The organism is Heyndrickxia coagulans DSM 1 = ATCC 7050 (assembly GCF_000290615.1).
Classification (GTDB): Bacteria; Bacillota; Bacilli; order Bacillales; family Bacillaceae_C; genus Weizmannia; species Weizmannia coagulans.
Map to the genome: position 1 here is coordinate 1 of NZ_ALAS01000013.1, position 17,019 is coordinate 17,019.

Consider the following 17,019-nt stretch of genomic DNA (forward strand, 5'->3'; position numbering starts at 1 on the left):
TTGTTTCCCCCTCTTTTTAGGGGGAAAATTTTTTTATCCTTTTTTCAAACCCTTGGGCTACAAGGAGTCTGTAACATCGCAATTACCTCTATCGACAGGTGTGGGACGGGGAAATACAATGGAGGTAAGAGGTGAACAGGATGAACGGACTGAATATTGGCAAATGCATTATCCGCAAACGAAAGGAAAAAGGCATTGCACAGGAACAGCTTGCAGATTACATGGGCGTTTCAAAAGCCTCTGTATCCAAATGGGAAACAGGGCAAAGTTACCCGGACATTGTGATTCTTCCCAAAATGGCAGCCTATTTTAAACTGCAGCGGCCTGCAAAAAGCATTACCAAAATATAAATTTTTTTCAGAAAAACGGTTTTTCTCTTGATCATTCCCTCCCCATCCATGTAAAATAAAAATAGCAAATAAATGTTCTCGTTTTTAAATTCGGGAGGGAGTGCCTTGTCTTTTTCATTTATCCATGCGGCTGATATCCATTTGGACAGCCCTTTGGCCGGCCTGGAGCAATACGAGGGAGCACCGGTGGAAAAAATCCGCGGGGCAACCCGTGAAGCATTTAAAAATTTGGTGGATACGGCGATTGAACGGCAAGTCCATTTTCTCATTATTGCCGGCGATTTGTATGACGGCAATTGGAAAGATTATAATACCGGCCTCTTTTTCACAAGCCAGATGGTCCGCCTGCAGAAAGAAGGCATTCCTGTTTTCCTCATCCGCGGCAACCATGATGCGGCTAATTTGATGACAAAATCTCTGAAACTGCCGGCCAATGTGCACGAATTTCCGGTAAAAGCGCCGGAAACGGTTACCCTTGATGCGCTTGGTGTTGCCATTCACGGGCAGGGTTTTGCATCACGGGCAGTGGAAGAAAATCTTGTGAAAAACTATCCGCCGAAAAAAGAAGGCTATTTCAATATCGGCATTTTACATACTAGCGCAACGGGGCGTGAAGGGCATGAAAATTACGCGCCGTGCACAATAGAAGATATGATGGAGAAACAGTATGATTACTGGGCGCTCGGCCATATCCATATGCGGGAATTGCTCCATCCCCATGACCCGGCGATTTTGTTCCCGGGAAATATCCAGGGGCGGCATATCCGCGAGACGGGGGAAAAGGGCTGTACCTATGTGGAAGTAAAAGACGGTGCGATTGAAAAGATGGAATCCATCCCGCTTGATGTGCTCCGGTGGCAATTGTGCCCGGTTGACATGGGCGGCATCGAAACGGCGGACGGGCTCATGGACGCGGCCCGCAGCGCGCTTGAGAAGGCATATGCGGAAGCGGACGGGCGTTACTTGGCGGTCCGTTTTGAATTGGCCGGCGCAACAAAAATGCACAGGGAACTGGTTGCAAAAAAAGACCTCTTCTTGAACCAGCTGCGTTCCATTGCGCTTGAGACGGGTTTCGGCGAAATCTGGGTGGAGAAAGTAAAAATCAGGACAACAGGGCTGAACGATGCCGATGCCTTTTCCGATGAACAGTCGCCAATCGGGACGGTGCTAAAATTTATCCGCAGCACGGCCGAAAATGAAGAGATGCTTGAAGCGCTGCTGGATGAGTTCAGTGATATCCGCCAGGCCATTCCGCATGAACTGAAAGAAGGGGAAGACGGGTTTGATTTTTCCAACCCCGGCCTGATCAAAAAGCGGATAAAAGATGTGGAAGACTTCATTCTTTACTCCTTAACGGAAACGGGGGCGGAAAAGGCATGAGATTTGATTATTTGAACCTGCTTGCTTATGGGCATTTTACAGACCAGATGCTTTCCTTTGATCCGGAGAAAAACTTCCATCTGCTGTTCGGGCCGAATGAAGCCGGAAAAAGCACAACACTCCGCTCGATTACGCATTTTTTATATGGATTTCCGCAAAAAACGAACGACGCTTTCCTCCATGGCAATACGAAATTAAGAATTGAAGGGCTTTTGCGCAACACAAAAGGGGAAGCTCTGCAGTTTACCCGCAGAAAAGGGAAAAAGAATACGGCACTTGGCCCGGACGGCAACCCGGTCCCGGAAAATACGGTCGCCGCTTTTTTAAACCATATGCCTGAATCCCAGTTTTTAAATATGTTTGCCCTTGACCATGTCCGTCTCCGTGAAGGCGGCGAGAGCCTTTTGGAAAGCGGCGGCAATGCCGGGGAAAGTTTTTTCACAGCCGCTTCGGGCATCAATGTGCTGCGCCGGGTTCTCGAGAACTTCGACAAACAGGCAGGCGCACTGTACAAAAAAACCGGTTCCGTCCCTGAATTAAATAAGCTGCTCAAGCGGGAAAAAGAACTTTCGAAAAAAATCAATGAGCAGCAGCTGAAAGTACAGGCATGGAAAGCTTTTGAGGCGCGTTACCGGGAGTTGGAAAAAGAACTCGGCCGCCTCACCGCAAAAATTAAAACGCTGCGCAGCCAAAAAGAACAGCTGCAGCGCGTCAAATGGATTTTGCCGAAGATCGCAAACCGGGAAAATCTTTTGCAAAAATTGGAAGCGCTCGGCGATGTCCCGGATCTTCCGGAAAATATTGCCGAAGTCCGTGCAGAAACGGAAAACAAATGGAACGCTTCCCGGGCAAACTTGGACAAAATTTCCCGACAACTGGCGCGCGCCGAAGCAGAAATGAAAGAAATCAGCATTCCGGAACACATTTTGGAACAGGCTGCCGCGATTACCGGCCTTTACCGCCAAGTGCAACAGTACGAAGACGATGAAAAAATGCTGCCTGAGCTGGAAGGGAAAAAACAGCAGCTCCAAGCCCAATTGATCTCCGTGATGAAGGAGATTGACCCGGGCCGTGCGGCAGTTGAAAATATAGAACATTACCGGCTGCCTTCCGCCCAAAAAGAAATGATCCGCGAGCTGTGCAGGCAGAAGCCGTTGCTCGACCAGGCTTATGCATCATGCAAACGGGAAGGCGAAAAACTGGAAAAAGAGCTGGCAAAGAAGCTGGAAGAATTGGCTGCCTTGCCTGATTCTCCGGATGCCGAAAAACTTGAAGCTGCCCTGAACCAGGTGAACCGTGCAGGGGACGTGGAAGCGGCGATACACGAGCTGGCCGCGGAATGCCGGCAAAAACACCGGCAAGTGGAAGAAGCCGTCCGGGCTTTGCCGTTATGGGATGGCGGGGCTGAAGAACTTGTCAAACTTCCGGTGCCCGGTTTGGAAGAAACGGTGAAAAAATTTGAAAAAGAAGCGGAACAATTGACACGGAAGCTGGAATTGGTGCAAAGCCGGATTTTCCGGTTGGAAGAGGACATCGAAGCTTCAGAAGAAAGCATCCGCCGGCTTGATTCAATTGCTGAAATCCCGTCCGAAGAAAAGCTGTCGGCGGCCCGCGCCTTAAGGGATGCCGGCTGGCAGTTGATCCGCACCAAACTTGAAACCGGCCATTGGCATGAAACGGCTGAAACGTATACAAAGGGAGAGCCGGCCGTGCCGGTTTATGAGAAACATGTCCGCGAGGCTGACCAGATTGCTGATACCATGCGGCTGGAGGCGGAAAAAGTCGGCGAGAAGAATAAACTTTTAGCCGATATTCAAAAGTTCCGTGGGAAAAAAGAACAGCTTGAAAAGGAAAAATCCGGGCTTGAAGAAGCTTTGCGTGCGTGGGAATCCGCCTGGGAAAAACTTTGGGCGCCGGCGCAAATCCGTCCGCTTACCCCTGCAGAGATGCGGGAATGGCTGCAAAAACACGCGCAAATTAAAAGCTTGATGCAGGATTATGAGAAGGCGCAGGAAAAAATCCGCGCGCTCCAAGAGAGTCGTGCGGACTGTTGCAATGCGCTTTCTGCCGTGCTGAAAACATTTGCCGCCGTTTCAGAAGGGCAGCCGCTTTCGGAACTAGTAAGCCTTGCAGAAAACGAACTGAAACAAATCCGCAGCCTTGCCGCAAAGAAGGACAGCCTTGAAACGGCCATCCGCGATTTAAAAGAAAAGCGGGAAGAAAATGCAGCGGAGAGAGCGGAAATCGGGAAGAAACGCGAAGAATGGCTGGCAAATTGGTCTTCAGCTGTAGCGGGCACGGCAATATTGGAAGAGGTGCCACCGGCGGTTGCTGAATCCCTGCTTGCCCGCTATGAAACTTGTACGCAAATTTATGATGCATACAACCGGACTGAAAAAGAACAGCAAGCCGTCACTGAAAAAATGGCGCGCTTTGAAGAAAAAGTACAGCAGATCCTTGAAACGGCCCAACTTCCATTGGACGGGGAAAATGCTGCTGTTGCCGTAAACCGGATGTACCAGCTGTTGCAAAATGCCAAACAGGACGATGCCGCTTTGAAAAAGCTCAAACGCCAGTCAGAAGACTTGGAGAATGAGAGAAAAGAAGAAGCGGAAGCACTGGAAGCAGCCGGTGCGGTTTTAAAAGAACTTTTCCAACAGGCAGGCTGCAGCACAATCGAAGAACTAAAGCAGATTGAAACAGCATTCCTGCTGAAAAAAAGTTTTGAAAAGGAAATCCGGCAAATCGAAGCGGATATGCTGGATGCGGGTGCCGGTAAATCACTGCAGGAACTGCTTGATGAGGCGGCCCGGTTTGATGCAGACTCGATAGACGCCGATTTGGCGGAAACTGGACGTGAACTTGACCGTTTGGAAGCTTCGCGTTCCCGGGTGGAGCAGGAATATGGCGCGGTCAAAAAAGAATACGAAGAACAGATCCGCGGCGCCAACATGGCGGCAATTGAAGCCGGCCAGGAAAGGGAAAGCGTGCATGCGCAAATCGCCAGTTTGACCGAGCAATATATCCAGTTGAAACTCGCTACAGCTTTGCTACAAAAAGGGATTGAATTTTACCGTAGCCAGAATCAGAATCCGATTTTAAACCGCGCGGGTGACATTTTTGCGCGGCTGACACTCCATTCTTTCGACGGATTGGCTGTTGATTACAACGAGCAGGACGAGCCTGTTTTAATGGGCGTGCGCGGTGGGGAGAATGTACCGCTGAACGGGATGAGCGACGGGACGACCGACCAGCTGTATTTGTCCCTCCGCCTTGCGAGCATTGAAAAATACGCAGCTGAAAACGAGCCGCTGCCGTTCATTGTCGATGACATCCTCGTCCATTTCGATGATGAACGTTCAAAAGAAACATTAAAAATATTACTTGAACTTTCCAGCTGCACGCAAATCATCTTTTTCACGCATCATCAGCGCCTTGTCGACATGATGCAGGAAATCGCCCCGCCGGAAGCCGTCCAATATTTGGCTTTCCACGGGCAGAAAGTTGCCGTGCATTAAACAGGGTTTGCTGGACGAATCTGTTTTGGCTTTTTATCCGGCCCGTTCAGCAAGTTCTGCAAAGTTTGCCCAAAGTTTGCCATCGATAGGTAAGCTATAGGCTGATTTTTTTCTATCCATGGCTGCGGCTTTTGAATTAAGTTTTTTCCGCATTCTTGCATGTTGGCTGGAGCCTAAGTCCATGGCTTTTGCCCATTTAGCAGAGCAAAATAAAAAGGCCCCGCTTTGTGCGGGCCCTTCTGTCACATCAGGATTCATCGGAAGGATATTTGTAAAAGCCTTCTCCTGTTTCTTTTCCAAGTTTGCCTTTGTCAATGTATTCCGTTTTCAGCAAGTCTGCAATTTTTTTGTACATTTCATCGCCGGTAGCTTCTGCTTTTGCCAAACTGATATTGTAGGCGGTTTTGATGCCGACCACATCCAGAATCTGGAATGGCCCGGCCGGGGCGCCTGTTGCAATGCGCCATGTCTTGTCAATCGTTTCCGGATCGGCAATCCCTTTTACCAGCAGCATTTGGGCTGCTTCCAACAGCGGTACGAGCAATGAGTTCAGAATATAGCCCGGCTGTTCCTTGTACAAAGGCAGCGCCACCATGCCGATTGCCTCTGCAAACGCGATCACATCTTGAAATACTTTTTCATCTGTGCCGGGATGTTTCATGACTTCTGCCGTATTGTTTTTCCAAATTTCATTGGCAAAATGGAGCGCCAGAAATTTTTCTGGGCGGCCGGTAGCTTCAGCAAACTGGCTTGGCAGCAGGGTCGATGAGTTCGTTGCAAAGACCGTTTTTTTTGGTGCCAATTTTCCAAGTTTTTGGTAAAAGTCCGTTTTAATGGAAACCACTTCCGGAATGGCCTCAATGACCAGATCGGCACTGGCTACGGCTTGTCCCAGATCATCAGAAAAAGAAATTCTATTATAGGCTGCGTCCACTTCTTGTTCTGTTGCACCAAGATCTTTCCTGTAGCGTGCCTTCAACCCGGAAATTCTTTCTTTCGCCTGTTCAATTGCTTCGGCAGAAATATCATAAACGTATACATGAAAGCCTTTAAAAGCTGTTTGATAGGCGATTTGGCTCCCAAGTACACCGCTCCCTGCTATTGTGATATTTTGAAAGTCCATAACCATACTTCCTTTCCCATTTTATGTAACCCCTTACATATCCATCGTATCACCGTATCAATAGAGCGTCAAAATAAAAGATGCATATAAAATGAAAGAAATTTTGCCGTTTTCCCCCCACTGTAAAAGTAGTTATTGTTCTTCCTGTGGAAAAACGGAAGTATATTTTATATGTAAATTTGGCGTGCTGGCGCTTGTTTTCCGGGTAATTTGCCATTCACAAAATCGTAAATTTCGCCAGGCGAAAAAGCTTTACTCTTTTTATTAAGGTGATATAATATGGGTTGCATTAAAAAGAACGGACAAAAAAGCCCGCAAAATGAAGAAGAGAGGTCTTATGGAAATCAAAGCTGTCAAACTCAAGCAGAAGTCTACTTTTTACCTGAACAGATACTTAACGGGGGATTCTATAGATTACCGGGAAGTTATTGGCATTATTATCCCGATTTTGGTGGACCAGGCGTTTTTGATCTTAATGAGTTTTCTCAACACGGCGATGATCAGTTCTGCCGGCGTCAGTGCTGTCAGTGCCGTGAACATGGTAGATTCATTGAATATTTTTCTTGTCAACGTATTTATCGCAATTGCAACCGGTGGAACGGTGATTGTTGCCCAGTATAAAGGAATTGGCAATAAAGAAATGGTATCAAAAACAGCGACACAGGCCATTTCTGCCGTTGCCATTTTTTCCGTTGTGCTTGCCGCGTTTGTGATTGTATTCAACACGCCGACCTTAAATTTACTGTTCGGGAAAGCAGATGCAGCCGTTTTTCATAATGCGAGAATTTATTTGATTGGTAGCTGTCTCTCATATCCTTTTATTGCGATTTTCCAGGCGGTACTGGGCGGTTTGCGCGGCGTCGGGGATACAAAGCCATGCCTCGGTTTGTCGCTGTTTATGAACTTAACGAACACCGTGCTCAATGTTGTGTTTATTACCTTTTTTCATATGGGTGTCGCCGGCCTTGTGACATCCATTTTATGTGCAAGAATTTTCGGCATGATCGCTTCCATTTTTTATGTCATGAAGTACAATGAGTCGGTTCGTTTTAAAATAAAAAATGCGCTTCACCTCGATTTTTCATTATTGAAGAAAGTGATGTTTATCGGGATCCCGTTTGCGGCGGAACAAATCTTTTTTAACGGCGGGAAACTGCTGACGCAGACATTTATTGTGCAGCTTGGGACATTGGCGCTGACGGAAAATGCGATCGCAAGTTCAATCACGCTGCTCTTCCAGATTGGACCGAACGCGCTCAGCATTGCGATTGTCACGATTGTCGGACAATGCATGGGCCGGCGGAATATCGTTGACGCGCGGAAATTTGCAAAGTCGTTTATTGTTATGTCTTCGCTGCTTTATGTCGTAACGTCAGCGGTTCTTTTGCCGTTTTTCCCTGTCATGATGAAGCTGTTTAATCCGCCTGAATCGATTATTCCGACGGTCTTTACGATTGTCCTGATTTCTGCAGTCGGGCAGCCGCTGTTATGGCCGCAAAGTTTTATTATGCCGGCCGTGCTCCGGGCAGCAGGCGATTCAACATTTACATCGGTGGCTTCGCTGTTGTCGATGTGGCTTTTGCGGGTCATACTCGGTTATATTTTAGGGATCACATTCGGTTTTGGCATCACTGGCATCTGGGTTGCGATGATTGCCGAATGGGGCGTACGCGGGCTCATTTTCATGAACCGCTTCAAAGGTGCCAAATGGTATGCGCATAAACTGGTTTAACGACGGAAAGTAGTGCGGTCGCCCGCACTGCTTTTATATTTTCAAAATTTGAAAGCGTTAACAATTTCGACACAGCTTTTTCCGGATGCCCGTGCTATACTACAAGTGTAAGGAAGGAAAGCCCTTAAAGTTTGGGATTGCAGGAGACTCAACCATCCCGATTGGTTCCGTCTTCACGCGTATATTTCGAAAAGCCCGGAACGGTGAGCGCAACCGGTTCACGAAAAAGGAATTGGCGAATGTACTCCGCCCGTTCAGGCAGCTGAAAAGCAAACCTTTTGCCGGAACATAAACGATTGCCGAAAAAGTGATTTGAAGAATCATGGAAACTCCAGGCACTTGAGTAACATGAATGAAAGCAATTGGGGAACCTGTTTCCGAAGGTGAAAGTTTTCGAAGAAAGTTTTCAAAAAGGAAAAGGCCGCAAAGCAATTCATTCATGAGAAAAAGTGCTGAACAGTCAAATGAAAGGTCAATGAACTTCCAGGCATAAGAATATGGAAAGGCAAAGGAAAGCCGGATCAGTAACGGATCTTTTAAGGCACAAGCTTTAAAAGAAGCAAATCTTAACAAAGATTTGGATCTGTAACGGAGCCGACGACAGGCATCCTGATAACATCACACTCCGGCAGCCGGGAAAAGGCTGAAAACCCAATTCATACATTGGGGAGTGTACCCTCCGAAGGTGAAAATGTATACAGGATGCGGCATGGTTGGGTCCCCTGTAATACCAAACGAAAGGCAGTGCGATGAAGGACCCGTTCATCGCACTGCCTTTCATTTGGAAAGCATACTGTTTCAAGAACAGGATTGCCGGGGGACAAAAGGGGTGATCCGTGGTTGGAAATGTTTTTTAAGATGACGTCGCCAAAAGTCCCGCCGTTTGAGGATGCGACTCCGTTTATAACAAGATTTCCCACTTTTGCCCGCCTCCTATAGCCATTTTCCTTTTAATTCTGCCGATAACTCCATCAGATCAAGGTTGACAATCACTTTTGCTTCACGATCAAATAAAATGTCTTCCGCTTTTTTTGTCAAAAAGCAGGTGGAAACGCCGAACTTCCGGATCAGCCATACCTTTGTGCCTTCTGTTGCAAAAGATTTTTCCGCATCCTGCAAGAGCCGCACCAGCATTTTCCCTTCCTCAAGGGAAATCTCCCCGCCGTGCAGAAGTTTTTCCAATAAAAAAATGGCGAGCACTTCTTCAAATGGAAAAGCCTGTTCTTGCGCCTGCGTTTGTTCCATGTAAAAATGGAGTACAAAATCGGAAACAATGCCCCGTTTCAGCATGTCTGCCTTGCTGATCCGTTGCCCGCCGCCCGGTGCAAACATTTCGGCAAGCTCATCAAGCGAAAGGTTTTCTTTCATCGCCTGGATTTTTTCAATGCGCTCCAAAATGCGTTCGCGGGGGAAAAAGGTTTCCTGCCCGGTAAACGTGGATTTGCGGATAAACCAGTCTTCCGGAATCAGGTTTTTCCGTTTCCACCGGTATAATTGCCCATAGGAGATGCCGGTTTGTTCGAGCAGATCTTTTTTGGAGATTAAATCTTCATCCATTTTTGCCACTCCTTTTCCGCTTTTAATATAACACAACACTGTTACGATATAAACAAGAAAGCAAATTTAGAAAATTTCATCTTAACGGGGCCAAAATATGGTATAGTTATATCTATACATAGGATAGATGTTCAGAAAGGAAGAAAAACATGATTGCGGAAGAATTCAAAAGGATGCTCGGCCAGAAATCGGTCATCCGGGAGATTGCTGAATACGGGGCAGTACGGGCGAAGGAAATCGGGTCTGAAAATGTTTTTGACTACAGCCTTGGCAATCCGAGCGTGCCGGTCCCGCAAGCTTTTACCGAAAAACTCGTGGAACTTGCGCAAAACCCGGCGGTGCACGGCTACAGCCCGAGCCTTGGGATTGATTCGGTCCGTGAAAAAATTGCGGATTCCTTAAAACGGCGGTTTGGCCTGCCATACCGGAAAGAACATATTTTTATGGCTACAGGGGCAGCCGGCGCCATTGCACACGCGTTAAGGGCGGTAACCGTGCCAGGAGATGAAGTGCTCACGTTTGCGCCGTATTTTCCTGAATACGTGCCGTACGTCAATCAAACGGGCGCGGTGTTAAAAGTCGTTCCCGCTGATACGGAAAATTTTCAAATTCATTTTGACGCGTTCCGCCGGATGATTTCGCCCAAAACGGCAGCTGTTTTAATCAACACGCCGAACAATCCTTCAGGCGCTGTCTATTCGGAAGCCACGATCCGGGAATTGGCGCAGATTTTGCAGGAAAAAGAGCGGGAATTCGGGCATGAGATTTATATCATCACAGATGAACCGTACAGGGAAATTGTGTTCAAGGGTGTAGAGGCTCCGTACGTTGCGAAATATCATCCATACACGATTACGTGCTACTCTTTCAGCAAGTCGCTGTCGCTGCCAGGCGAGCGGATCGGATACGTGGCCGTGAACCCGGGCTGCCCGGATGCGGAACTGATCGTCAATATGTGCGGCCAGATCTCACGGGGCATCGGCCATAACTGCCCGCCGTCGATCATCCAGCTCGCTGTTGCCGAAGTGCTGGACATCACGGCGGATCTCTCAGTCTATGAAACCAACATGAATATTTTGTACGATGCCTTGGCCGATATGGGGTTTTCCATCACAAAGCCCGGCGGCACATTTTACATGTTCCCGAAAGCATTGGAAGACGACGCTGTGGCATTTTGCAAAAAAGCACTTGAATATGATTTGCTGCTCGTTCCATCTGACACGTTTGGCGTTCCGGGCTACTTCCGGATTGCCTACTGCATCCCGACAGAGAAAGTGGAACGGTCGCTTGAAGCGTTCAAGAAACTGGCAAATGAATATCAACCATGAAGCATTGGCCAGTCCGCCGTATTTCGTGTAAAAACAGACTAAAGTTTTCAAACTGGAGCCAAGCCGATGATTGCAGCCGGCAATAAAATAACAATGTTTCGCGCAAAATAAAGTGGACCTAACCTCAAAGCCATGCATCTATTTGCATGGCAGCTGCATTTTTTCAGAATGCGGTTCAACAGCCCAAATGGAAACCGGGCGTGCATAGAGAGAGGCAGGTTATGATTTTGAGATCATGGAGTCTAAATACTTGATGATCTCTTCTTTGTTTCCGGAGACGGATTCTTCCCTAAGCTGGTCTTTCTTCAATTTTTCGTGTGCTTTGTGCAATATTTTTTCTCCTTTTTCTGCCGGCACCACCACCACTCCGTCCGCATCGCCCACGATGATGTCCCCGGGATTTACGGCTACTCCCCCGCAGGAAATGGGGACGTTTATTTCGCCAACACCGCTTTTTCCGCTGGCTGCCACAGTTGTGCCCCTGCAAAAAACAGGATAGTTCAGTTTTATAACACCATCTATATCACGAATAACGCCGTCCACAACAATCCCGCTTATGCCCAAAGTTTTTGCCATCCCGACCACAAAGTCGCCGGCAATGGCTCTGTACTCGTCTCCTTTTGCGTCCACTACAAGAACATCGCCAGGTTGTGCATTTCTAATGGCTTTTAAGACGGCTAAATTGTCACCCACCGGCATTTTAACAGTAAAAGCTTTGCCGCAGAGAAAATAGGACGATTTCAATGGCTTAATCCGCGGGTGCAAGTTATTCAAACCATCCATAGCATCTGATATGCAGGTGGCAGGAATGGAACGGAATGCTTCTACTAATGCATCCATAGCTGACCTCTCTTTCTTTAAGACTCGTTTTATGTATACTATACTGAAATAGAGAAAAAAATGAAAATAAAAAATTGTTATACCCATTCATAACAAAAATGAATAGGCGGGGAAAAAGAAAACGGCAAGACACCGCCATTCACAGTGCCTCACCGTTTTTCAGTGCCCTCTGCCTGGGAAGAGGGGGAGTATTTTACTCGTACACCGCCTCAAACTCTGCTTTGTAGCTTGCAAAGTCCTGTTTGTTAAACAATGGCAAATACAGCCCGATGTTCATCAGTTCGTCGCCGCCGTAAATGTTGCCTGTTTCAATATGCCGGTAGTTTTTGTCCGGGTCAAGGCCTGCCAGTTTTAATATTTTCACCGGGCCGGCTGCTTCAGACAGTACGTTGAAAAAATAGGCAATGGTATGTTTCCGGTCCGGCGAGACAAATTGCCAGGCGGCGCTGTTGCCTTCAAACGGGCTTATCAGGCGGTAAAACTGGCCAAACTGGAACAATTGACGGTGTGCTTTGTAAAATGCAATCTGCTCCCGGATCACTGCTTTTTCATCTTCCGTGCATTTTGTCAAATCCAACTCATAGCCGAAATTGCCGCCCATTGCCACGTCACCGCGCGTCGATAGCGGCGTAACCCGGCCGGTTTGGTGGTTCGGAACGGCCGAAACATGCGCGCCCATAGTAACCGGCGGATAGGCGAGGCTTGTGCCGTACTGGATTTTCAGCCGGTCGGCCGCATCGGTATTATCGCTCGTCCACGTTTGCGGCATATAATACAGCATGCCCGGATCAAAACGCCCGCCGCCGCCGGAACAGCTTTCAAACAAAATGTCAGGGTAACGCGACGTCAACTTTTCTAAAAAGTCATACAGCCCGAGCATATAGCGGTGGGCGGTTTCTCCCTGGTTTTCCGGTTCCAGCAGGGCGGAATGGACTTCTGTCATATGGCGGTTCATATCCCATTTGATATAATCGACATGGACATGATCCAGAATATCCGTCATCTGCCGGAAAATATTTTCGCGCACATCCCCGCGGCTAAAATCGAGCACATATTGGGAGCGCCCTTCGGAAATCCCGCGGCCCGGAATTTGCAATGCCCAGTCCGGATGTTCACGGAAAAGGTCACTGTCCCGCGAAACCATTTCCGGTTCAAACCAGAGCCCGAATTTCAAGCCGCGTTTATGGATTTCTTCCGCCAGATTTTTGATCCCCATCCGGATTTTTCCGGCGTATTCATACCAGTCCCCTAAAGAACTGCGGTCATTGTCCCGGTGGCCGAACCAGCCGTCATCCAGCACAAACAGCTCAATGCCGAGCTTTTGCGCCTCGTCGGCGAGTTCAAGCAATTTTTGATCATGAAACCGGAAATAGGTCGCTTCCCAGTTGTTGATCAACACCGGGCGTTCCGCATCTTTATGTTTGCCGCGCAAAAGATGGCGGCGGTAGAGCGTGTGAAACGTTTGCGACATCCCGTTCAGCCCGTCTCTGCTGTATGCCATCACTGCTTCAGGGGAATAAAAAGTGTCACCCGGCTGCAACGCCCAGCTGAACCCGAAATCATTCAGCCCGATCCCGAGACGCACCTGGCCGAACTGGTCCTGCTGCACAATTCCGGCAAAATTGCCGCTGTAAACGAGGTTCACCGCATATGCTTCACCTTGGAATTCCGTTGTTTCAGGCCGGACAAGCGCCAAAAAAGGATTTTCCTGGTGGCTGCTGGCGCCGCGTTTGCTGTCTACACGCCTGATCCCGTCCGTTACCGTTTCTCTTTTGATTTGCCGTTCGCGTTTATGGGCGCCGGGGAGATGCAACAGCTCAAAACGTCCGGCCGGGAAATCGACATTCAGGCTCATCAAACGTTCAATCCGAACAGGCTTGTTTCCGCCGTTTGTTAGCACAGCCGCGCGGGAAATCGCCGGCAAGTCGCGAAAGATGGTGTATAAAAGCGTTAATTGAAGGCCTGTGAGTTTGTCTTCCAGCATGATTTTCAATGTTTCGGCTTCATTTGGATTGGCAAAAGTAGCGGGAAGCCCGGGAAGCGCCGGCTTGCCTTTTAAAATGTCATACGCCCGGTAGCGGAAGTCCGTGACCGTTGACCCGTCCGCATGCCGGATAACATGCGCCGGCTCACGGAAATCGCCGTTGCCGTATCCCGGGAATTCCTGCAGCACCGTATCCAGTGAAAATTTGCGGTCTTTTGCACCGGGCGGGTTCGGGGAAAAACTGCGGCCGATGCGGGGATAGGCGCGCCCCCCGTGGTAGGCCCTGACCGGCGCTCCCCAATACAGATGTTCAACGCAGCCGAATGCATCCACTTGTAAGAGGTAACTCACTTCATCATTTTGCAAATGGAAAGTTTTCGTTTGTTCATCAAATGTAATCATCCATCTTCCTCCTTCAATAAAATGCAGAGGCCATTTTCAGTTATGCTGCTGAAGTTGGAATGGCCGGGGCATCCCGATTTTGTTCAATATTATACATATGGGATAAAGCAATGGCACATCTGCTTTACCGCCGGAATCCGTTTACACTAATATCATTTTAGTATTTGCACCGGGCCTTGTCACTTGATTTGTAGAGAAGCTGTCCGGGTACATTCGTATCCCAAAAATGCAGCGCCCTTTCCTAGGAAAAATTTGGCATAAAAAAGTTAGCGCCGGGATATTGCATTCTTGTGCTGGCGTTGTAAAATGGCTATTATTAAAAGTAGTTGAGAAATATTTTGTTCACATTTACACAATGGAGCTGATGATGATGCGGGAAACCATTTCAAAAGAAAATATCCGGGAAAGAGTGCGCGACATTGTGTTGAACGATTTCGATGATGACCCTTCGGAAATAAAGGACGACACCCTTTTTGTCGATGATCTCGGTGCGGACTGGATTGATCTATCAGAGCTGGCTGTGGAGTTATCGGATGAATTTGATCTCGATATAGAGGAAGATGATATCAATAAGCTCGTTTCCATTGAAAAAGCAACAGATTATATATATGAAAAACAGCGAAAATGCCGTGAACATCTGGCAATCAAACTGCCGAGAATACTGGAAATGAGAAAGCAAAACAAGGCCCGTGGATAAGCCGAGAACACGGGCCTTGTTTTTGCTTACGGGGTGGTGCCGGTGCGCAATGCACATTTGCAAACCGCTTTTTTTCCATTATACTATTACAAGGCAGTGAAACGCCCCGTTTTTTGAATATAAGAACTTTACACATCAAATGTGTTGAGATATTCGTTTTTCATTGGAAGGAGAGATTGGATTGGCCATTTTGCAAGGGGAATCATTGATAACGGAAATCCGCGACCTGGATGCAAAAGGTTCCGGGCAGGCGGTTGTCTGGCGTGAAAATGAACTTGGCAACGCGAAAAAATTAAAACTGACCATTCCGCGTACGCTTCCGGGGGAGAAAGTGCGCGTCACCGTGGACCAGCCGGAAAAAAGAAGAAGAAAGGCACTGCCGGAAGAAATTCTCGAAGCCCATCCGGAAAGGGTGGCGCCAATGTGCCCGCACTTTGACCGGTGCGGTGGCTGTGTCTGGCAGCACTGGGCATACGAGGGCCAGTTAAAGCAAAAAACTGCCCATGTAAAAGAAGCCATTGCCGCACAAGGCTTTGACCCGGCGCTTGTCCGTGATACGATCGGCATGGACAATCCCTGGCACTACCGCAATAAAATGGAATTTACATTTGCCCCGGACGGATCGCTCGGCCTGCATGAGCAAGGGAATTTCCGGAAAGTGATTCCGCTTGAAACCTGCCTGATTGCCGGAAAAGAAATGGTGGATGGCGCGATGGAAGTGGCCGCATGGGTAAAAGGACATGGCTTAAAAGGCTATGACAAAGATGCGCACGAAGGCCTCTTACGCCACTTAATGGTGCGCCAGTCTTTTGTAACAGGGGAAATGATGCTCGCCCTGTTTGCAACAAAAGCGCCGGACGGGGAGCTGGCTGAAGCGGCCCGCGATTTGGCAGAACGGATCACCGGCAAATTCCCGCAAGTAAAAAGCCTGCTCTGGCTCGAAAATACCGATTGGGCAGACCGGACACAGGCGGAAAAAACACATGTCCTCTCCGGACGTGATTTTATTTACGATGAAATGGGCGGTTACCGTTACCGGATATGGTTCGATACATTTTTCCAAACCAACCCGGTACAGGCACAGAAACTCGTCGATCTTGCGCTTGAAATGGGCCGGCCGGAGAAAACAGAAAAAATGATTGACCTGTTCTGCGGCGTCGGCACATTTTCTCTGCCGTTTGCGGACCGTGTCGGGGAACTTGCCGGCATTGAAATCGTCGAAACCTCGATTGAATCTGCCAAACGGAATGCAAAAGACAATGGCATTTCAAACACATATTTCCTTGCCAAAGACGCGCGCAAAGGGATTGATGAAGTGCTGGAAAGCTTCGGCAACCCGGAACTGCTGCTCCTCGATCCCCCGCGTTCCGGCGCCGGCGGCAAAGTCATGCGCAAAATCGGCCGGGCCAAACCTGCGCGCATTGTCTATGTCTCCTGCAACCCGGACACATTTGCAACGGATATAAAAGAACTCGAACCGTTTGGCTACAAACTGACTGCCGTCCAGCCGGTGGACTTGTTTCCGCATACGGTGCACGTTGAGTGCGTGGTATTGATGTCAAGGGTTGAGAAGTAGCTCTACTAAAAATACTGATAAATAAAGGGTTTCCAGACATTAGGTTTTTCTCACGGTTACTTTGCCGGAAGAAATAATGTCAGAAAACCCTTATTTTTATTGTTTGCGGTAACATATCAACTGCCTTGAAAGTGATAGGGTTGAGTTGATAGGTTAGATATATTAACAGGGTTGAGGAGACAGGATGGATGTAAATTTCCGCTTAATTTTCTTCACTGTTTTCTATTTCTTTCAATGATACCCCGTCTTTCGTTTTCCATTCTACCAGTCCATTTACGTGCCCGCCAATGACAAAGGCAGCAGCATATGATGGGCTACGAAGTAAGATGTTTTCTTGAAGTATTCCATTTTCATCTATTTTGGCTTTTTGTCTGCGTTCTTTAATTCCAGGTGGAATACTCTCAGAATCTATAGTTTCTATACGACTGCCTTGTAAGACGACAAAGGTGGACCCCATCGTCAAGACACAAATTTAAAATTTTTAAGGTGGGTCAGAATCTGAAAAACAGATACTGACTAATAGAGCGTGAGG

The 17,019-nt window shown here is 48.0% G+C and carries 12 protein-coding genes and 1 pseudogene; 7 read left to right on the forward strand and 6 right to left on the reverse strand.

What is annotated here, in order from left to right; genetic code table 11:
• Positions 1-140 precede the first annotated feature (140 nt).
• The 3 genes and pseudogenes from IC21_RS00535 to IC21_RS00545 form a co-directional block, all read left to right on the forward strand.
• A pseudogene (locus IC21_RS00535) lies at positions 141-317 on the forward strand (helix-turn-helix domain-containing protein); the annotation flags it as partial.
• Positions 318-455: 138 nt separating this feature from the next.
• Positions 456-1,730: a metallophosphoesterase family protein gene (locus tag IC21_RS00540; protein WP_029142689.1), complete on the forward strand. Its 1,275-nt coding sequence runs from the start codon at positions 456-458 to the stop codon at positions 1,728-1,730.
• A complete protein-coding gene (locus IC21_RS00545) occupies positions 1,727-5,248 on the forward strand; it encodes a YhaN family protein (RefSeq protein ID WP_029142688.1) in 3,522 nt (1,173 codons plus the stop codon). The genes IC21_RS00540 and IC21_RS00545 overlap by 4 nt, the downstream gene beginning before the upstream one ends.
• 33 nt (positions 5,249-5,281) lie before the next feature.
• On the opposite strand, the gene IC21_RS00550 is transcribed toward IC21_RS00545, so the two are convergent.
• On the reverse strand, positions 5,282-5,548 hold the full coding sequence (locus IC21_RS00550; RefSeq protein ID WP_142236806.1) for a hypothetical protein: 267 nt from the start codon (positions 5,546-5,548) through the stop codon (positions 5,282-5,284).
• Entirely contained in the window at positions 5,496-6,371 is an 876-nt protein-coding gene (locus tag IC21_RS00555) for a 3-hydroxyacyl-CoA dehydrogenase (protein ID WP_019722247.1), read from the reverse strand. The genes IC21_RS00550 and IC21_RS00555 overlap by 53 nt, the downstream gene beginning before the upstream one ends.
• A 337-nt stretch (positions 6,372-6,708) precedes the next feature.
• On the opposite strand from IC21_RS00555, the gene IC21_RS00560 reads away from it, so the two are divergent.
• Positions 6,709-8,103, forward strand: a complete 1,395-nt coding sequence (locus IC21_RS00560) for an MATE family efflux transporter (RefSeq protein WP_029142686.1) — start codon at positions 6,709-6,711, stop codon at positions 8,101-8,103.
• 933 nt (positions 8,104-9,036) lie between these two features.
• Here IC21_RS00560 and IC21_RS00570 read toward each other — a convergent pair.
• On the reverse strand, positions 9,037-9,660 hold the full coding sequence (locus IC21_RS00570; RefSeq protein WP_013858555.1) for a YhbD family protein: 624 nt from the start codon (positions 9,658-9,660) through the stop codon (positions 9,037-9,039).
• Positions 9,661-9,809: 149 nt separating this feature from the next.
• Between IC21_RS00570 and IC21_RS00575 the strand changes: the two genes are divergently transcribed.
• A complete protein-coding gene (locus tag IC21_RS00575; RefSeq protein ID WP_017553166.1) occupies positions 9,810-10,988 on the forward strand; it encodes a pyridoxal phosphate-dependent aminotransferase in 1,179 nt (392 codons plus the stop codon).
• 219 nt (positions 10,989-11,207) lie between these two features.
• Here the strand turns inward: IC21_RS00575 and IC21_RS00580 are convergent, their stop codons facing one another.
• Both IC21_RS00580 and IC21_RS00585 read right to left on the reverse strand, forming a co-directional pair.
• Positions 11,208-11,828 carry an RraA family protein gene (locus IC21_RS00580; protein ID WP_017553165.1) on the reverse strand — a complete coding sequence of 207 codons (621 nt, stop codon included), beginning with the start codon at positions 11,826-11,828 and terminating at the stop codon, positions 11,208-11,210.
• Between the two features lie 193 nt (positions 11,829-12,021).
• The gene (locus IC21_RS00585; protein WP_026684657.1) at positions 12,022-14,214 is read right to left on the reverse strand and encodes an alpha-galactosidase; all 2,193 of its coding nucleotides are present in this window, start codon (positions 14,212-14,214) and stop codon (positions 12,022-12,024) included.
• A gap of 370 nt (positions 14,215-14,584) precedes the next feature.
• Between IC21_RS00585 and IC21_RS00590 the strand changes: the two genes are divergently transcribed.
• Both IC21_RS00590 and rlmD read left to right on the forward strand, forming a co-directional pair.
• On the forward strand, positions 14,585-14,911 hold the full coding sequence (locus IC21_RS00590) for an acyl carrier protein (protein WP_026684656.1): 327 nt from the start codon (positions 14,585-14,587) through the stop codon (positions 14,909-14,911).
• 181 nt (positions 14,912-15,092) lie between these two features.
• Positions 15,093-16,487, forward strand: coding sequence for a 23S rRNA (uracil(1939)-C(5))-methyltransferase RlmD (gene rlmD / locus IC21_RS00595; RefSeq protein WP_013858560.1), 1,395 nt, complete (start codon positions 15,093-15,095; stop codon positions 16,485-16,487).
• 202 nt (positions 16,488-16,689) lie between these two features.
• On the opposite strand, the gene IC21_RS00600 is transcribed toward rlmD, so the two are convergent.
• The gene (locus IC21_RS00600; RefSeq protein ID WP_029142684.1) at positions 16,690-16,944 is read right to left on the reverse strand and encodes a DUF4357 domain-containing protein; all 255 of its coding nucleotides are present in this window, start codon (positions 16,942-16,944) and stop codon (positions 16,690-16,692) included.
• Between the last annotated feature and the right edge of the window lie 75 nt (positions 16,945-17,019).